18 protein-coding genes and 1 pseudogene are annotated in these 20821 nt (G+C 37.6%); 4 read left to right on the top strand and 15 right to left on the bottom strand.

Features of this window, described 5'->3' with window-relative positions; translation table 11 throughout:
• The 13 genes and pseudogenes from AC4ME5_RS09625 to yfmF form a co-directional block, all read right to left on the bottom strand.
• A pseudogene (locus tag AC4ME5_RS09625) lies at positions 1 to 739 on the bottom strand (IS3 family transposase); the annotation flags it as partial.
• 116 nt (positions 740 to 855) lie between these two features.
• Positions 856 to 1896: a translation elongation factor Ts gene (gene tsf, locus AC4ME5_RS09620; protein ID WP_045618145.1), complete on the bottom strand. Its 1041-nt coding sequence runs from the start codon at positions 1894 to 1896 to the stop codon at positions 856 to 858.
• A 77-nt stretch (positions 1897 to 1973) separates the two neighbouring features.
• Positions 1974 to 2753 (bottom strand): 30S ribosomal protein S2, encoded by a 780-nt coding sequence (rpsB, locus tag AC4ME5_RS09615; protein WP_000268477.1) that lies wholly within the window; start codon positions 2751 to 2753, stop codon positions 1974 to 1976.
• 223 nt (positions 2754 to 2976) lie between these two features.
• Entirely contained in the window at positions 2977 to 4194 is a 1218-nt protein-coding gene (gene pcsB / locus AC4ME5_RS09610; RefSeq protein ID WP_045618146.1) for a peptidoglycan hydrolase PcsB, read from the bottom strand.
• 93 nt (positions 4195 to 4287) lie between these two features.
• Positions 4288 to 4782, bottom strand: coding sequence for a rod shape-determining protein MreD (gene mreD, locus AC4ME5_RS09605; RefSeq protein ID WP_045618147.1), 495 nt, complete (start codon positions 4780 to 4782; stop codon positions 4288 to 4290).
• Positions 4783 to 4784: 2 nt separating this feature from the next.
• Positions 4785 to 5600: a rod shape-determining protein MreC gene (gene mreC / locus AC4ME5_RS09600; RefSeq protein WP_061588640.1), complete on the bottom strand. Its 816-nt coding sequence runs from the start codon at positions 5598 to 5600 to the stop codon at positions 4785 to 4787.
• Positions 5601 to 5660: 60 nt separating this feature from the next.
• Positions 5661 to 6455 carry an energy-coupling factor transporter transmembrane component T family protein gene (locus AC4ME5_RS09595; RefSeq protein WP_045618149.1) on the bottom strand — a complete coding sequence of 265 codons (795 nt, stop codon included), beginning with the start codon at positions 6453 to 6455 and terminating at the stop codon, positions 5661 to 5663.
• Complete coding sequence (locus AC4ME5_RS09590) at positions 6448 to 7287, bottom strand: energy-coupling factor transporter ATPase (protein ID WP_045618150.1); 840 nt, start codon at positions 7285 to 7287, stop codon at positions 6448 to 6450. Before AC4ME5_RS09590 ends, AC4ME5_RS09595 begins: the two co-directional genes overlap by 8 nt.
• Positions 7272 to 8099, bottom strand: a complete 828-nt coding sequence (locus AC4ME5_RS09585; RefSeq protein ID WP_045618151.1) for an energy-coupling factor ABC transporter ATP-binding protein — start codon at positions 8097 to 8099, stop codon at positions 7272 to 7274. Before AC4ME5_RS09585 ends, AC4ME5_RS09590 begins: the two co-directional genes overlap by 16 nt.
• Positions 8096 to 8641, bottom strand: a complete 546-nt coding sequence (gene pgsA, locus AC4ME5_RS09580; protein WP_042903077.1) for a CDP-diacylglycerol--glycerol-3-phosphate 3-phosphatidyltransferase — start codon at positions 8639 to 8641, stop codon at positions 8096 to 8098. Before pgsA ends, AC4ME5_RS09585 begins: the two co-directional genes overlap by 4 nt.
• Positions 8642 to 8651: 10 nt before the next feature.
• A complete protein-coding gene (gene rodZ, locus AC4ME5_RS09575) occupies positions 8652 to 9473 on the bottom strand; it encodes a cytoskeleton protein RodZ (protein ID WP_045618152.1) in 822 nt (273 codons plus the stop codon).
• Positions 9474 to 9508: 35 nt separating this feature from the next.
• Positions 9509 to 10792: an EF-P 5-aminopentanol modification-associated protein YfmH gene (gene yfmH, locus AC4ME5_RS09570; protein ID WP_491800587.1), complete on the bottom strand. Its 1284-nt coding sequence runs from the start codon at positions 10790 to 10792 to the stop codon at positions 9509 to 9511.
• Positions 10789 to 12039 carry an EF-P 5-aminopentanol modification-associated protein YfmF gene (gene yfmF / locus AC4ME5_RS09565; protein WP_061588638.1) on the bottom strand — a complete coding sequence of 417 codons (1251 nt, stop codon included), beginning with the start codon at positions 12037 to 12039 and terminating at the stop codon, positions 10789 to 10791. Before yfmF ends, yfmH begins: the two co-directional genes overlap by 4 nt.
• 158 nt (positions 12040 to 12197) lie before the next feature.
• Here yfmF and yaaA point away from each other — a divergent pair, with 158 nt between their 5' ends.
• Together yaaA and recF are read left to right on the top strand one after the other, a co-directional pair.
• Complete coding sequence (gene yaaA, locus AC4ME5_RS09560; RefSeq protein ID WP_061588637.1) at positions 12198 to 12566, top strand: S4 domain-containing protein YaaA; 369 nt, start codon at positions 12198 to 12200, stop codon at positions 12564 to 12566.
• Between the two features lie 2 nt (positions 12567 to 12568).
• Positions 12569 to 13660, top strand: coding sequence for a DNA replication/repair protein RecF (gene recF / locus AC4ME5_RS09555; protein ID WP_491800586.1), 1092 nt, complete (start codon positions 12569 to 12571; stop codon positions 13658 to 13660).
• 55 nt (positions 13661 to 13715) lie between these two features.
• Here the strand turns inward: recF and guaB are convergent, their stop codons facing one another.
• Together guaB and trpS are read right to left on the bottom strand one after the other, a co-directional pair.
• Positions 13716 to 15194 (bottom strand): IMP dehydrogenase, encoded by a 1479-nt coding sequence (gene guaB, locus AC4ME5_RS09550; RefSeq protein WP_000073418.1) that lies wholly within the window; start codon positions 15192 to 15194, stop codon positions 13716 to 13718.
• 162 nt (positions 15195 to 15356) lie between these two features.
• A complete protein-coding gene (trpS, locus tag AC4ME5_RS09545) occupies positions 15357 to 16382 on the bottom strand; it encodes a tryptophan--tRNA ligase (RefSeq protein WP_491800585.1) in 1026 nt (341 codons plus the stop codon).
• 196 nt (positions 16383 to 16578) lie between these two features.
• Here trpS and AC4ME5_RS09540 point away from each other — a divergent pair, with 196 nt between their 5' ends.
• Positions 16579 to 18201 carry an ATP-binding cassette domain-containing protein gene (locus tag AC4ME5_RS09540; RefSeq protein ID WP_491800584.1) on the top strand — a complete coding sequence of 541 codons (1623 nt, stop codon included), beginning with the start codon at positions 16579 to 16581 and terminating at the stop codon, positions 18199 to 18201.
• Between the two features lie 61 nt (positions 18202 to 18262).
• Positions 18263 to 20815, top strand: a complete 2553-nt coding sequence (locus tag AC4ME5_RS09535) for a YfhO family protein (RefSeq protein WP_491800583.1) — start codon at positions 18263 to 18265, stop codon at positions 20813 to 20815.
• The last annotated feature ends 6 nt before the right edge of the window (positions 20816 to 20821 follow it).

The following is a 20821-nucleotide window of genomic DNA, read 5'->3' as shown; positions in this document are numbered from 1 at the left end:
CGTTGAACTTTCTTATGATTCACTACAAAACCACGATTTCTGAGTTCGAGAGTAACTCGGCGATAGCCATAATTTCCTTTATGGTCATTATAAATAGTCTGAATTTCGGTTTTAAGCTCTTTATCTTTATCAACCCCATCCAGTTGTTTCAACTGATAATAGTAAGTTGGGCGAGCTAAACGTGCTGTTTCAAGAAGTAAATCTAGTCGAAATCCTCCTGAAGCCATTTCTCTAACTGTTTCTGCCTTTCTCGCTCTAGGGCTTCGTCCCTTTCCTCTAACTCTTTTAACTTTTTTAGGTAGGCCACCTCAGTCCGTAAGCGTTCATTCTCCTCCTGGAGTCGTTCTAATTCTGTCATTTCTTCCCAAGTTTTCTTTCGTTTACGTCCCATTTTAGCTGGTCTCCCTCTTATTTTCTCAACAATAGTATACCCGTTTTTCTTGTATTGCGCCAGCCAATTTGGAAGCATACCACGATTTGGGAGAGCATATTTGAGAGAAACTCTATCTTGAGACCAGTTTTCATGTAAAACTTTATCAATCATTTCTTGTTTTAATTCTGGGGAATAGTAACGATTTTTTCCTTTTTTGACGAATTCTATTCCGTAACAATCAATCAATTTAATCATGTACCTAAGATTAGAATTGTTTATCCCAAATTTATTTGAAAGCTGCTCTAAGCTATATCCTTGTTTTCTAAGTTCATAGATCTGAACTTTATCATCATAAGTTAATTTCATAGTAAAAACACCCCAAAAGTTAGATTTTTTCTGTCTAACTTTTGGGGTGCAGTTCAGTTTCTCAATTGGAAACCTCTAGCTTTTTTGTGGCTGAGAACTATTTTGTTTCAGATTCTTTAGTTATTCAAAGCTGCTGCCATTGTAGCTGCAACTTCAGCTTCAAAATCATTTGCAGCTTTTTCGATACCTTCACCAACTTCAAAGCGAGCGAACTCAACTACTGAAGCGTTAACTGAATCAAGGTAGGCTTCAACCGTCTTGCTGTCATCCATGATGTATACTTGTGCAAGAAGTGTGTATGCTTGGTCAACTTTAGTGTTGTCAAGCATGAAGCGATCCATTTTACCTGGGATGATTTTGTCCCAGATTTTTTCTGGTTTGCCTTCTGCAACCAATTCAGCTTTGATATCTTCCTCAGCTTGAGCAATCACTTCATCAGTCAATTGAGCTTTTGATCCATATTTCAAGTGTGGAAGAGCTGGTTTACCAACCATTGCACGGCTATCGTTATCTTGGTCAATCACGTGGTTCAATTGTGCCAATTCATCTTTAACGAACTGCTCATCCAATTCTTTGTAAGAAAGAACTGTTGGTTTCATCGCAGCGATATGCATTGAGATTTGTTTAGCAAGTGCTTCATCTCCACCTTCGATGACAGAAATAACACCGATACGTCCACCATTGTGTTGGTATGCTCCAAAGTGTTGTGCATCTGTTTTTTCAAGCAAAGCAAAACGACGGAATGAGATTTTTTCACCGATAGTCGCTGTTGCAGATACATATGCTGCTTCAAGAGTTTCACCTGAAGGCATTGTCAAAGCAAGAGCTTCTTCATTGTTAGCTGGTTTTCCTTCAGCAATTACTTTAGCTGTAGCGTTTACCAAGTCAACGAATTGAGCATTTTTCGCAACGAAGTCCGTTTCAGCATTTACTTCAACTACTGCTGCAACGTTACCGTTAACAAATACACCAGTCAAACCTTCAGCTGCAACACGGTCAGCTTTCTTAGCTGCCTTAGCCATACCTTTTTCGCGAAGCAATTCGATTGCTTTTTCGATATCACCTTCAACTTCAACCAATGCTTTCTTAGCATCCATAACACCAGCACCAGATTTTTCACGCAACTCTTTAACAAGTTTAGCTGTAATTTCTGCCATTTTGATTCTCCTATATTTTTTAAAATAGGAGAGCCGGGCTAAGCCCTGCCCTCCTAGGTAATGATTACTTATTTGAATTAAGCGTTGTCGCCTTCTACAACTTCAACGATTTCTTCGATTGAGTCAGCTTGAGCTTCTGAAGCTGCAAATTCAGCTTCAACTGCTGTCGCGTCTTCACCTTGACGACCTTCGATGATAGCGTCAGCCAATTTAGCTGTGATCAATTTAACCGCGCGGATAGCGTCATCGTTAGCTGGGATGATTACATCGATATCGTCTGGATCAGTGTTTGTGTCAACCATCGCTACAACTGGGATTCCCAATTTTTTAGCTTCTTTAACAGCGATTTGTTCTTTATGTGGGTCAACTACGTACATTACATCTGGGATACGAGGCATGTCTTCGATACCACCCAAGAATTTTTCAAGACGTGCACGTTGTTTGTTAAGAAGTGCAACTTCTTTCTTAGGAAGAACGTCAAAGATTCCTTCCTCTTCCATACGTTTAATTTCTTTCAAACGAGCAATACGTTTTTGGATAGTTCCCCAGTTGGTAAGAGTTCCACCCAACCAACGGTGGTTGATGTAGTATTGACCTGAACGTTCTGCTTCTTCTTTAACAGCGTCAGCAGCTTGTTTCTTAGTACCAACGAACAATACAACTGCATCGTTAGCTGCCGCATCACGCATAAAGTCGTAAGCTTGGTCAGCGTATTTTACAGTTTGTTGCAAGTCGATTACGTGGATTCCGTTACGCTCAGTGAAGATGTACTTAGCCATCTTAGGGTTCCAGCGACGAGTTTGGTGACCAAAGTGTACACCAGCCTCAAGAAGTTGTTTCATTGAAATTACTGCCATGAGTATTTCTCCTTTTTGTTTTTTCCTCTCCTCGATTTCAACTTGCAAAACGACCCAAGGGCAACAGTTTCACAATTCATCAAGAATGAGTATTATCGTTTACACGACAAGTTTCATTCTACCACATTTTATCAATATTTTCAAGTATTTTTGCTAGTTTTTGGTCTAACTTAAAATTAAAAAAAGAAAAGAGACTCAAAATCGAGCCTCTGTATTTGGTTTATTAGTTTGGATAGATGTATGTTACGTAACCTTCAGAAGTTGTAGTTGGGTTGAACCATCCACGTTTGTTTCCGATTGTACGATCTCCACCGTAGTTTGATTCTGACACTTGAATACGAGTTGATGATGAAACTGCTGTAACAACCGCTACGTGCCCATAACCACCATCATTCCAACATGCAATCGCACCAACTTGTGGGGTTGATCCTGTACGGAATCCTGCTGCTGCAGCACTTGTTGCCCACTGAGCTCCGTTACCCCAATAGTCTCCAGCCCAAGGTGCCAATGTTTTAGCTCCCCAAGTACATTCACCAGTTGGGTAACTTGATGCATTTGAGCTGTATGTTGGACGTTGTCTAGTAGGAGTCGGAGTAGGTGCTGGAGTGTAGCTTGAGTCCTCGTCGTCAGATGCTGATGCTGACGTTGATGTTGCTTGCACTTGAGCTGAGAAACTTGTGTTTCCAGAAGCAACAACTGATTCTTGTTGACTTGTTTGACGTGCTTTATAAGCTGCCTCTGCTTCAGCTGCTGCTTTTGCTTCTGCTTCAGCTGCTGCTTTTTGTTCCAACAAAGTAGCTTTCTCGCCTTCTGCAGTAGCTTTCTCTGCAGCAAGGTTTAACTCAGCAACTTTTAATTCCGCCTGTTTTGTTGTCAATGTCTGTGCATCGTCAGCAAGCGTTTGTTGGTTCGCAATGACAGTATTGATTGCTTCATTATTTGCGACTTGTTTTTCTGAGATTGATTTTTTATCAGCTTTTTGTTGCTCTAACATTTTGTTGTTAGCCGATACAATCTCGCTCATAGCCGCAACACGGGAAATAGCTTCTGTAATTGATTTTGAATTTACAATTGTGTTGATATAGCTAGTTGCAGCACCGTTTGTTTGTGCGCTACGTGCTTGTTTTTCCAAAGATTCATTACGAGCAACAATATTCTTAGAGAGCTCTGTAATTTCTCCTTCAAGTTTTTTAGATTCCGCTTGTAGTGTTTCATTTTCAGCTTGCAAGTTTGCTTGCTGTGTTTGAATAGCTGTAACTTGCGTTTGGATTTCATCTACCTGTTGTTGAGCTTCTTTTTGTTGAGCTGTCAAGTCACTAATCTTACTATCTTGAGCAGCAATTTTTTCATCAGTTGTTTCAGCGTGAACAGTTGTTAATACCGCTGCTTGTGAAACCAATACTGTACTTAATAAAAGTGACGCTAAGATTTTTTTCTTCATATTGTGTAGATACTCCTTCTATTTAAGACATTACTAGTATACCAGAAAAAGACATAATAAATATTACGCCTTTGTTACATTTTTATTTCTTTCTTATAGATAATATTTTTCAAAAATATACTGGAAAATCACCATCCACAAAAAGTTTAAAATCATTGATGGGACAAGACTGTAGACAATGAAAACTGGCATTGATTCTACTGTCAGTCCCATAGCAAGGGCCAGGAGATAACTACCCATATCAAATAGGAAGCTCATCACAACTATTGTTAACATTCTCGTCCAACGGTTCAACAAAGTCACACTATTAAACTTGTGAAGTGAGGCACCTATCAAGATAAATAAAAGTGTCGCAATTCCTATCAAGTGGAAAAAATAGATATCGTACACCAAACCTACTATACAGCAATAAGCTAGATAGAGATACTCTGACACTTCGATTGTCTCAAACAAGAGAAATAAAAACAGAAAATGACTGGCTAAGTGAAAATGTGGATAAAAGGATTCTACTAATTGACCAATATGTGCATCAATTAGCACAAGAAAAGGAAGTAAAAAGAAAATACCAACTTGTTTTAACAGTCTCATTGCTAATTCCCCACTAACTCTACCACATGAAGATCTTTAGTATCAGCACTTAACTTTACTGTCACCTCTCGTGTTAGATAATCACTGCTATGAGTTGTGGCAACAACCTCCCCAATAGGAATATCCTTAACATTGAAGTTTCCGAGTCCCCCTGTAGTCACCTTGTCTCCGGTGCTAATGTCGCTGTTACTATTTAATTGATTAATTTTAAGCAGTTCGGTTTCCTTGTCATAACCAACGATGATTCCGTAAATTTCAGTAGAACCATGCAAGATTTTAACTGAAATTTTGTCGGAATTTTCAGTGTTTGTCAGCAAGTTGATTGTTGTTGAATGCTCCTCTACTTTTGAAACACTACCAATCAACCCCCCGTTTGCAATGGCCAACATATTTTCAGAAGCACCCTTTGAACTTCCTACATCTATCGTTAACTCTTGCTTCCAAAATACCGGTGAGCGCGTAATCACATCTGCTGCTAAATTTTTTGTAGCCTGCAATTTTGACTTCATATCCAGCAACTGACGTAGTTGTTCATTTTCAGTTTTTAAACTTTCTGATTGATTAGACTCCACTTCTAGTTTGTAGAGTTGCTTTTTTAAGCTTTCATTTTCATTATAAGTCTGCGTCAAATGGTCCAAATCCGATTTGAAATCGTCAAACCACTGAAAGGGTTTTTGGACAATTCTATCCACTAAAGAGATCCCATCTCCTAGTTTCGTCACAATAGCACTTGAATAAGTTGTCACTAATAGTACAGAAACTGCGAGAACTGTGACAAAAACGATGATTAGATATTTTGATTTTTTAAAACGGTTCATATTCCTACCTTTATACTAAAAATCTGCTACTGTGAGCTTCTTATCAATCCTACAAACCTGCTAAGATTTTAAGAAAAATAAGAAACATCCCAGCACCAGAATCACAAGAATCGCCAGTGTATCCTTTTGACTCCATCTCAACTGTCTATACTGACTTCTACCCTTTCCTCCCTGATAACCACGCGCTTCCATGGCTATTGCCAATGAATCTGCACGTTTTAAACTAGTAGCAAAAAGAGGAATTAAAATCGGAATCATAGCCTTTACTTTTTGAACGATGCTACCTTCGCCAAAGTCAACCCCACGCGCTTTTTGAGCATTCATAATTCGCGTCGTGTCATCCATCAAGGTTGGAACAAAACGCAAACTCATTGATAACATGAGACCAATTTCATGAACAGGAACTTTCACGCGTTTTAGAGGCGCTAAGAGAGATTCAACTGCAGCTGCCAAACTCAAAGGCATGGTCGTTAACGTTAGCAAAGTTGAAAAGAAAATAATCAACACAAAACGACAGAAAATGATCCCAGCTTGTTGCAAAGCATAATCCGTTATTCTTATAAAAGAAAACTCAAATAAGACATTTCCACTTGAAATGAAAAAGAGTTGAAATAGAGTCGTAAAAGCAATTAAGAAAAACATGGATTTCAATCCCTGAACAAAAAATGAGAGGGAAACGCCCGACAAAGCGATAAATATACCTGTCGCTACAAAAAGAATGAGATTGGTGAGGGGATTATTAGCCCAAAATACAATCAAAATCAACAGAATCATAGCGAGCAATTTACTACGCGGATCCAAGCGATGAATGATGGAATCCCCCGGTATATAACGCCCTAAAATCATACTATCCATTTAGCGACTCCTTAAACTCCTCTATCTTGATTGGCAGTTTTTTAAAAGCTACACCTCTATCTGCCAAACGTTTACAAAAGGCTGTGATTTTAGGCACACCTAACTGTACATTTTCCATAGAGGCAACATCTTGGAAGACATCACTTGGTTTGCCACTTTTGACCAAACACCCCTTCTCCATAACATAGACCTTATCAGCATATGCAGCTACATCATCCATCAAATGCGTTACCAGTACGATTGTCATTCCAGCAAGGTGAAGTTTTTTAAACAGGGTCATCAATTCTTTTCTGCCCAAAGGATCTAGTCCAGCTGTTGGCTCATCCAAAACCAAGACAGTAGGCTCCATCGCTAGTATCCCTGCAATGGCCACACGTCTCATCTGACCACCCGAAAGTTCAAATGGACTCCTCTCAAAGAGTGACTCATCAATGCCCACCAAGGCTAACTTTTCACGCGCAATTTTCTGTGCTTCTTCCTCAGAAACTCCAAAATTTTGTGGTCCAAACGCAACATCTTTTAAAACAGTCTCTTCGAAAATCTGATTTTCAGCAAATTGAAACACTAGACCGACTTGCTTTCGAATCTGGCGAATTTCTTTATTGGTTGATGTAGGGGTAATGACAGTATCAAAAACTTGAACAGAACCCTTACTTGGTACCAATAGGCCATTTAAAAGCTGTAAAATCGTTGATTTTCCACTACCTGTGTGCCCTACTAAAGCTGTATAGGAACCATCCTCAATCGTCAAAGAAACATCAGTCAAGGCTGATGAAGATAGGGGAGTTCCCTCTTGATAGGTAAAGCTCACATTTTCTAGAGTAATTCCCATAACTTTTCCTCTAGCTCTCCTTCTGTCAAATAGCCATCCGGCAACTGATAACCAGTCTCTCTCAAAGATTCTCTCAATTGATTAGTAAAAGGTTCATCCAACCCTATCTGGTCAAGGTCATCCCGAGAAAAAAGTTCTCTTGGGCTGCTGGTTGACTCCACTTGGCCTTTTTTCATGACCAAGACACGGTCACTCATCGCAACTTCTTCCAAGTCATGTGTAATGGAGACGACTGTCATCTGATGGTCTTTTCGAATCTCTTGAACTGTCTGAATCAGTTCTCTTCGTCCCTTGGGGTCCAACATACTTGTAGCCTCATCTAGAATTAAAATAGCTGGCCTCAGGGCAACAACTCCTGCAATGGCCACACGTTGTTTTTGGCCACCAGATAAACGAGCTGGTTCTCTCTTCTTAAAGTTCAGCATCCCCACCAACTCCAAAGATTCAGTCACTCTCTTCTTCATTTCTTCACGAGGAAGTCCCTGATTTTCTAAACCAAAGGCGACATCATCTTCAACAGTTGCCCCCACAAATTGGTTATCTGGATTTTGAAAAACCATACCAATTTGACGGCGTAAGTCCCAAACGTTCTCAGAGGACAGCAGTTGGCCATCTATCCAGATTTCCCCAGACTCTGCTTCAAGCAAACCATCAATCAAACGGATAGTTGTCGATTTTCCACTCCCATTATGACCTACAATCGAAAGCCATTCTCCCCGTTTCACGTGAAACGAGACATTATTAACGTCATAATGATCCTGGTCTTCCTTATAACGAAAAGACAGATCTTTTACTTCAATAATCGATTTCATTTCGAACCAAATGTCCCTTTGAATACATGAGCGCTACCCTTGAAATAATCATAACCAGAGTAGATAGTGAAAAACAAAGCGATATAAAGCAACAGCTGACCAATTAAATTCCAATGTAAGAGCAAAAAGATAATGGCAAACATCTGACTAAAGGTCTTGATTTTCCCTGGCATCGCTGCTGCTAGAACTGTCCCTCCCGTCTCAACAAGCAACAAGCGCAAGCCTGTCACCGCAAGTTCACGACAGATGATAATAGCAACAACCCAAGCTGGAGCCATACCTAACTCAATCAACATGATAAAAGCTGACATAACCAACAGCTTATCAGCCATCGGATCAGCAAATTTTCCAAAATTGCTGACTACATTCCATTTACGAGCAAGGTAGCCATCAAGATAATCCGTTACACTAGCAACTGCAAAGATGATAGCTGCTAGCAAATGACTGCCTTGTGAATGGCCCAAAGTCAAAATAAGAATAAAGAGAGGTATAAAGAGAATTCTACCAATAGTTAATACATTAGGAATTTGTTCTTTTTTCATTGATTTTTCCTTAATCTGTAGTAAATGTAAGTGTTACAGTTCCAGTCTGAGTTGTCAGCTTCGAAGTATCAATCGTTTGATTGTCCACAGTCACAGTAACTCCCTTTACCACACCCAAAGTAATCGTCACAGGTTCTTTCGTCGAAACTGTTGTTTTTGCGTTTTTATTGTCTGATGACAAGGTCACACCACCTTCAAGTTCACTTCCTGAAACACTTACCCAGCTAGTTGCATTCGAAACAGTCAGCTGAACCGTAGCGATTTCCTTACTCGTTTTATACCGAGCTTCAATGCGGTTTCCTTCGCCTGACACTGTAATAGTTGATTCCGTAGTAGAAGACGAGCTAGACGTCTGACTACTAGAAGATGAACTAGATGAGGTTGTGGAACTAGTTGAACTCACAACACTATAATTAGCTGACGAAGGACTTGGCTGAGTTTGGATGTAGTTCCAAACATAGTAAGTCACAAAAATTAAAATTGATAAAGCAAATAGCACAAAATAAAACAAAGGGAGATAAGACGTTTTTTTCTTATTTGACCGTCTACGACCAGACAGAGCTTCTTCATCAACATCGACCTCTTCATAGGTGATCATACTACCTGAATCATAGGCATCCAAGACAATTCTTTCATCTAACTCTACTGCCCAAGCATATTTTCTTAAAAAAGAACGAGCGTAAAAAGTGCTAGGAAGTTGATCGAAATCATCCGCCTCCATTGCTTCTAGAAAATTCAACTGAATTTCAGTTTTTTCCTGCAATTCTTCTAAACTCAATCCTTGGTTAATTCTAGCTAAACGCAGAACCTCACCAATTGTTTTTTTTCTCATACGTACCATTCCTTCTTTCTAGTGTTAGTCATCTTTTAAGCCGGAAAAATTGTAAAATCAACTAGATCGCCATCATCAATCAAACGATGCCCAGCTTCAAGAACATCTTCCAAAGTAATTTCCTGTAAAATTTTCGGAAAATCAAAAATTGTTTCTCCTCGATCCATAGGATCGTATTGAGTTGCAATAAATTCCAAAGAATTCATACTACTGAAAAATTCTCCAAACATCTCACTCTTAACAAGATCGAGATGCTCCTCTGTAATATCTGCATCACTACTAAACTGACGAATCGCTTTCCGAAATTGGTGCGACAAAGAAACAGGTTCTTTGGTATCCATCGTCAATATCACAAAATGAAAGCGACTATTTACCTCAACCTCTAGTGACAATGACGCATCTAACTTCCCTGTCTCGTATAACTTTTGAAAACGATCCGAGGTCCAACCAAACATCATCGTAAATAGCAATTTCAATAAAATATTGTAACGATAAGACTCCACTTCTGTTATTTTACCATTACCTCTAATAGCAACAGCAAGTTTTGGTAAAGAAACTTCCATCCGAAGGCTATCTGTTTGCTTTACAGGTTGCAAAGGTAGTTGCTCTTTTGAAACTGTATACTGTTCTAAAATCTTATTTTCCCTTTTCGAAAAGTATTCCTCAACAACTTTTACATCAATATTCCCAACTAAAAACAGTGACATGTTGACAGGTTTGTAAAAGTCTGTAAAATTCTCTTTTAAATTTGAAACTTGAATCTTAGAAATTGATTTTTCACTTCCAACAATATCTGTTGCTAGAGGAGTATCAGGATAAAGGTTGGCTAATGTTGCAAAAAACAAGCGTGAGTCTGGATCGTCTTGATACATTTCTCGTTCTTGCTGGATAATATCCTGTTCTCTCAAAACAGACTCTTCTGTAAAATGAACATCTCCGACTAACTCATTTAGCAAATCTAAATTCTCTAATAGATGGTCAATTGTTGAAAAAAGATAGCTGGTCTTAGTAAAGCTTGTAAAGGCATTACTGTCTGCACCTAATCGAGTAAAAGCTGCCATCATATCCTCAGAATTTTCTCTTTCAAACAATTTATGTTCAAGAAAATGGGCAATTCCTGCTGGGTGATGACGTAAACCTTTGTCTAAACTTGTATAAGTTGCATCTACGGAACCAAATTGAACCGTTACAATCCCATAAACCTCATTGAAATCTTGTTTAGGGAGTAAAGAAACTGTCAATCCATTTGACAATTGTGTTTTGTAGACTGTTTCCTTTACAGCAGGATAGTATTTTTCTTCAAAAGTAACCCTCGTCATTCTACTCCTTCCATAAAGTAAATCGCTTGTAACTTCAAACTGTTGGCAGCTTTACATACAGCTTCTTTATCGACACTCTCTAATCTTTCCAACATCCGATCAATATCAAAAGTCGCTTTTCCAAATAGTACAGATAAATAGAGTCTTTCAACTAGGGTATGCTGACTATCTTGAGCAATCAATAAAGATCTTCGAATCATCTCCTTGGTTTGATCAAGCTCAAAATCTGTAAAGTTGCCCTTTTTCAAATCCATCAACTGATGATTCATCATTTTTCTAGCTTGATTCCGATTTTCTCTATCGATACCTGCATACATCCTTAACAAACCACTAAACAAATCCAATTGACTAGAGACAGTATAGGCTATCCCAGCGTTCTCACGAACGTTTGTAAAGAGTTTCGAATGTGCAAATTCACCCAACAAACCATTCATAATAAGCATAGGCAGATGCTGATCATCACCATATTTTACAGGAGAATGATAGCCCATTTCCAAAACAGATTGTCCTACATTCCTCTGAACCATTCCTTCTTGTAGAACATTCGAATAAGACTGATAGTACTGGATGGAAATATCGCTCTTTCTAGCTGTAAAGGACAATGACTTCAGCGATTCTGTAATTTCTACTTCATTAAAATCACCTAAGAAAAAGAAATCAATTCGATCATTTTTCAAAGCATCTTGAAAGCAAGTATAGCTACTTTCAGGAGACTCATTTGAAATGCTATTTCGTAAATCACTGTATCTCAATTGAAGACGCTCATCATGAAAGAACAAGCTATCCAACTCCTTATGAGCAAAATAAAATGAATCATCCATATCAGTAGCTAAGTTAGCCAATAATTGCTTTTTTTCAATTTCAAACAAGGTTGGCTCAAAAGCTCCATCTAGAGCTAAGGGGGCAAATAAAGTCTGTTTCACCAATTCCAAAATTCGAGAAGTCAAGACATTTTTTTTACTCAAAAACTCATCTCGTACATAGGTAAAGGTTAAGTCAAGAACATGTGCCTGTCCCCTACGATAAGCACTCGTAGAAATATCTGCCCCATACAAACTTGCTAAATATCTACGAAAAGCTTGAGAAGTTGGGTAAGCTTTATTGGCAGTCTCCAACATACTCACACTTAACATGCGTCCTGCTACTGTCTCAAGAGATAAGGGAGCAGTAAAACGAACAGTGATTTTATTTGTTTTAAACTTTTTGGATTGAACAAAATGTGCTGAAATTCCAGGCACTAACTCCATACCTTACCTCCTTACATATAGAGTTCTATTATATCACGAAAAGGAAAATATTTCTTATTCTCTTTATCGCTTTTAAAAGAAAAATCGTTTTCATTTTCAGTGATTTCGCTCACTTAATTCTAAGAAATATGGTATAATACCATAGATTGAGGTGAATTATGGAATACAAATTATTTGAAGAATTTATTACGCTCCAAGCGCTCCTAAAAGAGCTTGGAATTATACAAAGCGGTGGTGCTATTAAATCCTTTTTGATGGAACATCAAGTTTACTTTAATGGTGAATTAGAAACTAGACGTGGGAAAAAGATCCGTATAGGAGATATAATTGACATCCCTGATTTAAAGATTGACATCACATTAACACAACCAAGTTTAAAAGAGCAAGAAGAATACCAAGCAGATAAAATTGAAAAAGAGCGGATTGCTAAACTTGTCAAAGATATGAATAAAGGTGTAAAGAAAGAAAAACAAAAAACTACTTTATCACCTAAAACCAAACAAGCTCCACGTTTTCCAGGAAGATAACCATGTGGCTCCAACATTTAACAATTAAAACCTTTCGAAACTATAAAGAGGCAAAAATTGATTTCAATCCAAAATTAAATGTCTTTCTAGGTCAAAATGCACAAGGAAAAACCAATATTCTAGAAGCAATCTATTTCTTAGCCTTGACACGTAGTCATCGGACTCGTACAGATAAAAATCTCATTCATTTTGATAACGAGCAACTCCATCTTTCTGGCTTGCTACAGAAAAAAACGAGCTCTATTCCTCTAGAAATTGATTTAACACCAAAAGGGCGCGTAACTAAAGTCAATCACTTAAAGCAAGCTCGCCTCTCAGACTATATCGGACATATGAATGTGGTCCTCTTTGCACCTGAAGATCTCCAGTTAATTAAAGGAGCGCCCTCTGTTCGTCGAAAATTTATAGACATTGAACTGGGACAAATTAAACCAATCTACTTGTCAGACTTGTCAAACTATAACCATATACTCAAGCAAAGAAATACTTACCTAAAATCCAGCCAAAAGATTGACGAAACATTTCTGTCAGTCTTAGATGATCAGTTAGTAGAATACGGTTGTCGCGTCATAAAGCATCGGATAAAATTCATTAAAGACTTAGAGAAATTTGGTCAAAAAAAACACTTAGAAATTTCAAATCAATTAGAAGAGTTGTCAATATTTTATCAATCATCTGTCAACTTCACTGATGAAGAACAGCTAACGAATTCTTTTAAAATCGCTTTAGAAAAAAGTAGATCCAGAGATTTATTTAAAAAGAATACTGGTGTTGGTCCTCATCGAGATGATATTTCTTTTTATATAAATGGGATGGATGCTAGTTTTGGAAGTCAAGGCCAACATCGTAGTCTCGTCCTGTCTATAAAATTAGCAGAAATCGAACTAATGGAAAGTATTACTACAGAATCCCCGATATTATTGCTTGACGATGTTATGAGCGAGCTTGACAACACTAGACAACTAAAATTATTAGAAACGATTTCTCAGTCAATCCAAACCTTTATCACAACAACAAGCTTAGACCATCTTCAAAACCTACCAGAAAATCTAAGTATCTTCACTATTCAGGATGGTAAAGTTGCTGTAAACTAAAATTGACAATATTGTAAAAGAACTCCTATTTTCACGGGAGCTCTTTTTATCTCTTTTACATAGAATAATTTGGTGCCTCATTAGTAATTTGTACATCATGAGGGTGGCTTTCTTTCAAACCAGCACCAGACATTTCAATAAATTGAGCATTATCGTGTAGTTCTTTAAGGTTAGCTGCACCACAGTAACCCATACCAGAGCGGATACCACCAATCATTTGGAAGACAATATCAGCTGCCGCTCCTTTATAAGCAACACGACCTTCAATTCCTTCTGGAACAAGTTTGTTTGCTTCATTGACAGAACCTTGGAAGTAACGATCGCTTGAACCTTTCTTCATTGCTGCGATTGATCCCATACCACGATAAGTCTTGAATTTACGTCCTTGGAAGATTTCAGTTTCACCTGGTGCTTCGTCTGTTCCAGCAAACATTGATCCAAGCATAACAGCATTTCCACCTGCAGCAAGGGCTTTTACAATATCTCCAGAATACTTGATTCCACCGTCAGCAATGATCGTTTTTCCATATTCACGCGCAACAGCTGCAGCATCATAGATTGCTGTCACTTGTGGTACACCAACACCTGCAATCACACGAGTGGTACAGATAGAACCTGGTCCAATTCCAACTTTGACAACATCTACACCTGCTTCGTAAAGAGCACGCGCTCCCTCAGCAGTAGCAATATTTCCAGCAATCAAAGTACGATCTGGGAAGTGAGCACGAATCTCAGCAATTTTACGCAAGACACCTGCAGAATGACCATGTGCAGTATCAATAACAATCGCATCCGCCCCTGCCTCAAAAAGTGCCTCTGCACGTTCAAATGTATCTGAAGTAACACCTACTGCACCTGCAACTAGAAGACGACCAAACTCATCTTTAGCAGCATTTGGAAACTCAATAACCTTTTCAATATCTTTGATAGTAATCAAACCAGAAAGACGACCTTCTTCATCTACTAAAGGAAGTTTTTCAATACGGTGTTCTTGAAGAATGCTCTCAGCTGTTGCAAGATCTGTACCCACAGGAGCAGTCACAAGATTTTCACTAGTCATATGGTTTGAGATTGGTTGGTTATAATCTGAAATAAAACGAAGATCTCGATTTGTTAAAATACCAACTAATTTACGATTTTCAAGTGTCTCAACAACTGGAACACCACTGATACGGTAACGCCCCATAAGCTCATCTGCTTCAGCAATCGTGTGTTCTGGAGTCAAAAAGAATGGATCAATAATGACACCATTTTCAGAACGTTTTACCTTGCGAACTTCATCTGCCTGTTGCGCAATAGACATATTTTTATGGATTACTCCAAGACCACCTGCACGAGCAATGGCAATAGCCATTTGACTCTCTGTGACTGTATCCATGGCGGCTGTTATAATTGGGATATTTAAAGTCAGATTATCTGCCAATTTTGTTGTTAAATCTGCATCATTAGGCAACACATGACTTTCTGCTGGAATGAGCAATACATCATCAAAGGTAAAACCTTTTTTCAAAAATTTAGTGTCCCAATTAGACATTGAAGTTTCCTCTTTTCTTTCTTTTTGAGCTTGGCTCTTTTTGTATTGTATCTATCATACCATTCTATGGAAATTTGTCAATTATATTTATAGCAGAAAACATAAAAAAACTATCCCTGTTATTCTATGGAAGAGATAGTTTTACGATTCATATTTTATCTATTATTTAAAATAATTTAGTCCCATTGCTCCCTTAACTTCAGATAGAGTTTGCCCTGCAACCTCACGAGCTTTTTCGCTTCCTTTTTGAAGCATATTATACACTTCTCCCATATCCTGAGCAAATTCGATACGGCGCTTACGAATAGGACCAAGTTCGCGTTCTAATATTTCAAGTAGATAACGTTTCGTCTTCACGTCACCAAGACCACCACGTTGATAATGTTCTTTCATATCCGCAATTTCTTGAGCATCTTCTGGACGACCAAACACATCTAGATAATGGAAAACCATGTTTCCTTCAATCTTACCTGGATCCTCTACTCGAATATGGTCCGGATCAGTATACATACTCATGACTTTTTTACGCAACGTATCCGCATCATCTGCTAGATAAATACCATTATTAAGGGATTTAGACATTTTAGCATTTCCATCTAGACCAGGCAAGCGTCCTGCTCTCTCATTTTCTGGATATATCCCTTCTGGCTCCACTAAGACATCACAGTTATATGCATTTTTAAAGGAACGAACAATCTCACGAGTTTGTTCAATCATTGGTTTCTGATCTGTCCCTACAGGAACATAATTAGCCTTGAAGGCAGTAATATCTGCTGCTTGCGCAATTGGATAAACCAAAAATCCTGTCGGAATACTTTCTCCAAACCCTTTCTGAGCAATCTCTGTTTTCACCGTAGGATTGCGCTCCAAACGAGCTAGTGAAACCAAATTCATATAGTACATAGATAGTTCAGCCAACTCTGGAATCTGGCTTTGAATAAAGATAGTTGATTTGCTTGGATCCAATCCAACTGCTAGATAATCCAAGGCAACATTCCCAATTGATTCTACAATCGTTTGAGGATCTTTGGCGTGATCTGTCAATGCTTGTTGGTCCGCCAAAAAAACAAACATCTCATACTTGTCTTCTTCCTGCAGTAATACTCTATTTTTGAGACTTCCAACATAATGTCCAATATGCAATTTCCCTGTTGGGCGATCTCCTGTTAAAATAATGGGTTTCGTCATTTTTTTTCTCCTTCGAAATGGTCCCTTCAATTATAGCATTTTTTTGTTAAAATAACAGAAAATTTTTTAAATCAAATAGCCAATACGCTGTAAACAAAGTTGTAAATTTAATTGACATAAAATTGACAAACAAAAATTTGAATATTTCTCTCTTTTCTAGTAGAATAAATGTATTACATATTATAGGAGAAAAACATTGCTTACAGTATCTGATGTTTCACTACGTTTTAGTGATCGCAAACTTTTTGATGATGTCAATATCAAATTTACAGAAGGAAATACATACGGATTAATTGGTGCTAATGGTGCTGGGAAGTCTACATTCTTAAAAATCTTGGCTGGTGATATTGAGCCAACAACTGGTCACATCTCTCTTGGTCCAGATGAACGTCTCTCTGTTCTCCGTCAAAATCATTTTGACTATGAAGATGAGCGTGTCATTGATGTCGTCATTATGGGAAATGAAAAACTTTATAGCATCATGAAGGAGAAAGATGCTATTTATATGAAGGAAGATTTTTCCGATGAAGATGGTGTTCGTGCAGCCGAACTCGAAGGTGAATTTGCCGAACTTGGAGGTTGGGAGGCAGAAAGTGAAGCGTCTCAATTACTTCAAAACCTAAACATTCCAGAAGAATTGCACTATCAAAACATGAGCGAATTGGCCAATGGTGACAAGGTGAAGGTTCTCCTTGCTAAAGCTCTATTTGGTAAACCAGACGTCCTTCTTTTGGACGAGCCAACCAACGGTTTGGATATCCAGTCTATTACTTGGCTAGAAGACTTCTTGATTGACTTTGATAACACCGTTATCGTTGTATCCCATGACCGCCACTTCTTAAACAAAGTATGTACTCATATGGCCGACCTTGACTTTGGAAAAATCAAACTCTATGTCGGAAACTACGACTTCTGGAAGGAATCTTCTGAGCTTGCTGCTAAATTGCTAGCAGACCGTAATGCCAAGGCAGAAGAAAAAATTAAGCAATTGCAAGAATTCGTTGCTCGCTTCTCTGCCAACGCTTCTAAGTCAAGACAAGCAACGTCTCGTAAAAAAATGCTTGACAAGATTGAATTAGAAGAGATTGTGCCATCTAGTCGTAAATATCCATTTATCAACTTTAAAGCAGAACGTGAGATTGGTAATGATCTCTTGACAGTAGAAAATTTAACTGTAAAGATTGATGGCGAAACTATCCTAAACAATATTAGTTTCATCTTGCGTCCAGGTGATAAGACAGCTCTTATTGGACAAAATGACATCCAAACGACTGCATTAATTCGTGCAATTATGGGTGACATCGACTATGAAGGAACCATCAAGTGGGGAGTTACTACTAGCCGTTCTTACTTGCCAAAAGACAACTCGGCTGATTTTGCAGGAGGAGAGTCAATCCTTGACTGGTTGCGTCAATTTGCAAGTAAAGAAGAAGATGACAATACCTTCCTACGTGGTTTCCTTGGTCGTATGCTCTTTTCTGGAGATGAGGTTAACAAACCTGTAAACGTCTTGTCAGGGGGAGAAAAAGTACGTGTCATGCTTTCAAAACTCATGCTCTTGAAATCAAATGTCCTTGTACTTGATGATCCAACAAATCACTTGGACTTGGAATCTATTTCAAGCTTGAACGATGGATTGAAAAACTTTAAAGAATCAATCATCTTTGCCAGTCATGACCACGAGTTTATCCAAACTTTGGCAAACCACATCATTGTTTTGTCTAAGAATGGCGTCATCGATCGTATTGATGAAACCTACGATGAATTCCTAGAAAATGCAGAAGTACAAGCAAAAGTTAAAGAACTTTGGAAAGACTAAATAAGACTTCAAAACTCAGTTGGGATAGCCAACTGAGTTTTCTATCATTCTACGAGGTAACATGAAATCATTTTTTAAAACATATTGGGCCTATTTTGTTTCTTTTATCATTCCTGTAGTGATTATGACAGGAGTATACCTAACTCAAGGTATCTATTGGAATAGTGATACATCTCCACTATTAGGAGATGGTTTCCATCAATACGTTATTTTCGATGTGGCTTTACGAAACATCCTACATGGAAATGGTAGTCTGTTTTACACCTTTACAAGTGGCCTCGGACTGAATTTCTATGCTCTATCTAGTTATTACTTGGGTAGCTTTCTTTCACCTCTGGTTTACTTTTTTAATCTGTCGAATATGCCAGATGCTGTTTATCTAACGACTCTCTTAAAATTTGGATTGATTGGTCTGTCAACTTTCTTTAGTCTAAATAGATTATTTAAAGATATCCCAAAATTTTTAAAACTGGCTTTATCTACTTCCTATGCTTTAATGAGCTTCACTGTCAGTCAGTTAGAGATTAAAACCTGGCTAGATGTTTTTATCTTGATTCCTTTAATTATAACTGGTTTACACCTACTTATAACACAAAAGAAGCGCCTACTATACTTTACAAGTTTGTCAATCTTATTTATTCAAAATTATTATTTTGGATATATGACAGCATTGTTTCTAATTTTCTGGTATATCTGCCAAATTTCTTGGGACTTTAAAACTCGAAAATCATCTTTTCTTGATTTTGTTGTTACCTCCTTTTTAGCAGGAATGGCTAGTTTGATTATGACTCTTCCTACACTGTTTGATTTACAAACTCATGGGGAGAAGTTAACTGCCATCACAAAATTAAAGACAGATAGTAGTTGGTATCTGGATATTTTCGCAAAACAATTCATTGGATCTTTTGATACAACTAAGTATGGATCTATCCCAATGATTTTTGTTGGATTGCTTCCTTTTATTTTAACCATTCTATTTTTCACAATAAAATCCATAAGGTTTCACGTGAAACTTATCTATGCAATCTTCTTCACTTTTTTAATAACAAGCTTTTACATAGAGGCACTTGATTTATTTTGGCAGGGGATGCATACTCCAAATATGTTTTTACATCGCTATGCTTGGATTTTTTCTACTCTGTTAATTTATACTGCAGCAGAGGTCTTAAATCGTCTGAAAGAACTGAAGCTATGGAATCTATTTCTCTCACTGTTTCTTGTACTAGCAGGATTTTTGGCTACTGTATACTTTAAATCACACTATTCTTTTTTAACAGATTTGAATATCCTACTCACCCTTGAATTTCTACTAGTTTATGCTCTTTTACTTCTTGCAGTCATTAGAAAATTTATCTCTGTAAATCTATTTGCAATTCTTTTGTCTTTATTTATAACATTTGAGATAAGCTTAAATGCTTCATCTCAAATGGAAGGAATAGCTAAAGAATGGGCCTTTGCTTCTCGTAGCGCCTATAATAGAGATATCACCGCTATGGAATCCATTATAAACCAAATTGACAATCCATTTACACGTACTGAAAAACTGCAAATCCAGACAGGAAATGACAGTATGAAATTTAATTACAATGGAATCTCTCAATTCTCGTCTGTACGAAATCGTTCAGCTAGCACTAGTTTAGATAAACTTGGATTCAAATCCTCTGGAACCAACCTCAATCTCCGTTATGCAAATAACAGTCTTTTAGCAGACAGTTTATTTGGAATCCAGTACAATATTTCTGAAACTTCACTTGATAAGTATGGCTTTCAAGAGATTTATCAAAAGGATCATTTAACCTTATATAAAAATCAACTCTCTTTACCCATTGCCTTTGCCACTCAATCTATTTACACCGATGTAAACTTTAATAATCATACTCTAGATAATCAGGCTTTATTTATAAACCAGCTTGCTAATCTCAACTTAGATTACTTCTCCCAAATAGCATATGATAAAACAGATAATTCTGAAGGTTTATCGAGCATCACAGGTTCTGCGAATGAAGATGCAAAGATTGATTATCAAATTGAGGTTCCTCAAAATAGCCAAGTCTATCTCTCTTTTTCAAATCTTCATTTTACAAACGACAAGCAAAAGAAAGTTGACATCATTGTCAACGGTGAAAAAAAGACTTTTACAACTGACAATGCATTTAATTTCTTTAATTTGGGTTATACTGAAGAACAAAAAACTTTCAATATCAGTGTTAGTTTCCCTGGAAATTCTCAGGTGTCATTTGAATCTCCAACCTTCTATCGTTTAGATACTCAGGCTCTTACTGAAGCAATCCAAAAAATTAAAGAACAACCTATAGAAGTATCCACCTCTAAAAATAAAGTCTTTGCTACATATGAAGTCAAACAAGATACTTCTATTTTCTTCACTATACCTTATGACAAAGGTTGGTCTGCATACCAAGATGGGGAAAAACTTGAAATCAAGCAGGCTCAAACTGGTTTTATGAAAGTTGATGTCCCAAAGGGAAAAGGCACCATTACACTTTCCTTTATTCCCAATGGTTTTGTTATTGGAGCAGTCTGCTCAGTAACTGCCCTTCTTCTTTTTGGGATCTATAATCACAGACGAAATTTATCTAAGACAGAAAAAGATTGACCAATT

Source organism: Streptococcus sp. A69, from assembly GCF_058556195.1.
Note: the sequence above shows the minus strand (reverse complement) of the source record. Positions and strands in the feature narration are given on the sequence as shown.

Coding starts and splice junctions, on each gene's coding strand:
- trpS (WP_491800585.1), bottom strand. CDS start 16,382: ATGACGAAACCCATTATTTTAACAGGAGATCGCCCAACAGGGAAATTG.
- AC4ME5_RS09585 (WP_045618151.1), bottom strand. CDS start 8,099: ATGAAATCGATTATTGAAGTAAAAGATCTGTCTTTTCGTTATAAGGAA.
- AC4ME5_RS09590 (WP_045618150.1), bottom strand. CDS start 7,287: ATGGGAATTACTCTAGAAAATGTGAGCTTTACCTATCAAGAGGGAACT.
- yfmH (WP_491800587.1), bottom strand. CDS start 10,792: ATGACGAGGGTTACTTTTGAAGAAAAATACTATCCTGCTGTAAAGGAA.
- pcsB (WP_045618146.1), bottom strand. CDS start 4,194: ATGAAGAAAAAAATCTTAGCGTCACTTTTATTAAGTACAGTATTGGTT.
- rodZ (WP_045618152.1), bottom strand. CDS start 9,473: ATGAGAAAAAAAACAATTGGTGAGGTTCTGCGTTTAGCTAGAATTAAC.
- mreD (WP_045618147.1), bottom strand. CDS start 4,782: ATGAGACTGTTAAAACAAGTTGGTATTTTCTTTTTACTTCCTTTTCTT.
- yaaA (WP_061588637.1), top strand. CDS start 12,198: ATGGAATACAAATTATTTGAAGAATTTATTACGCTCCAAGCGCTCCTA.
- yfmF (WP_061588638.1), bottom strand. CDS start 12,039: ATGGAGTTAGTGCCTGGAATTTCAGCACATTTTGTTCAATCCAAAAAG.
- recF (WP_491800586.1), top strand. CDS start 12,569: ATGTGGCTCCAACATTTAACAATTAAAACCTTTCGAAACTATAAAGAG.
- pgsA (WP_042903077.1), bottom strand. CDS start 8,641: ATGAAAAAAGAACAAATTCCTAATGTATTAACTATTGGTAGAATTCTC.
- mreC (WP_061588640.1), bottom strand. CDS start 5,600: ATGAACCGTTTTAAAAAATCAAAATATCTAATCATCGTTTTTGTCACA.
- AC4ME5_RS09595 (WP_045618149.1), bottom strand. CDS start 6,455: ATGGATAGTATGATTTTAGGGCGTTATATACCGGGGGATTCCATCATT.
- AC4ME5_RS09535 (WP_491800583.1), top strand. CDS start 18,263: ATGAAATCATTTTTTAAAACATATTGGGCCTATTTTGTTTCTTTTATC.
- rpsB (WP_000268477.1), bottom strand. CDS start 2,753: ATGGCAGTAATTTCAATGAAACAACTTCTTGAGGCTGGTGTACACTTT.
- guaB (WP_000073418.1), bottom strand. CDS start 15,194: ATGTCTAATTGGGACACTAAATTTTTGAAAAAAGGTTTTACCTTTGAT.
- tsf (WP_045618145.1), bottom strand. CDS start 1,896: ATGGCAGAAATTACAGCTAAACTTGTTAAAGAGTTGCGTGAAAAATCT.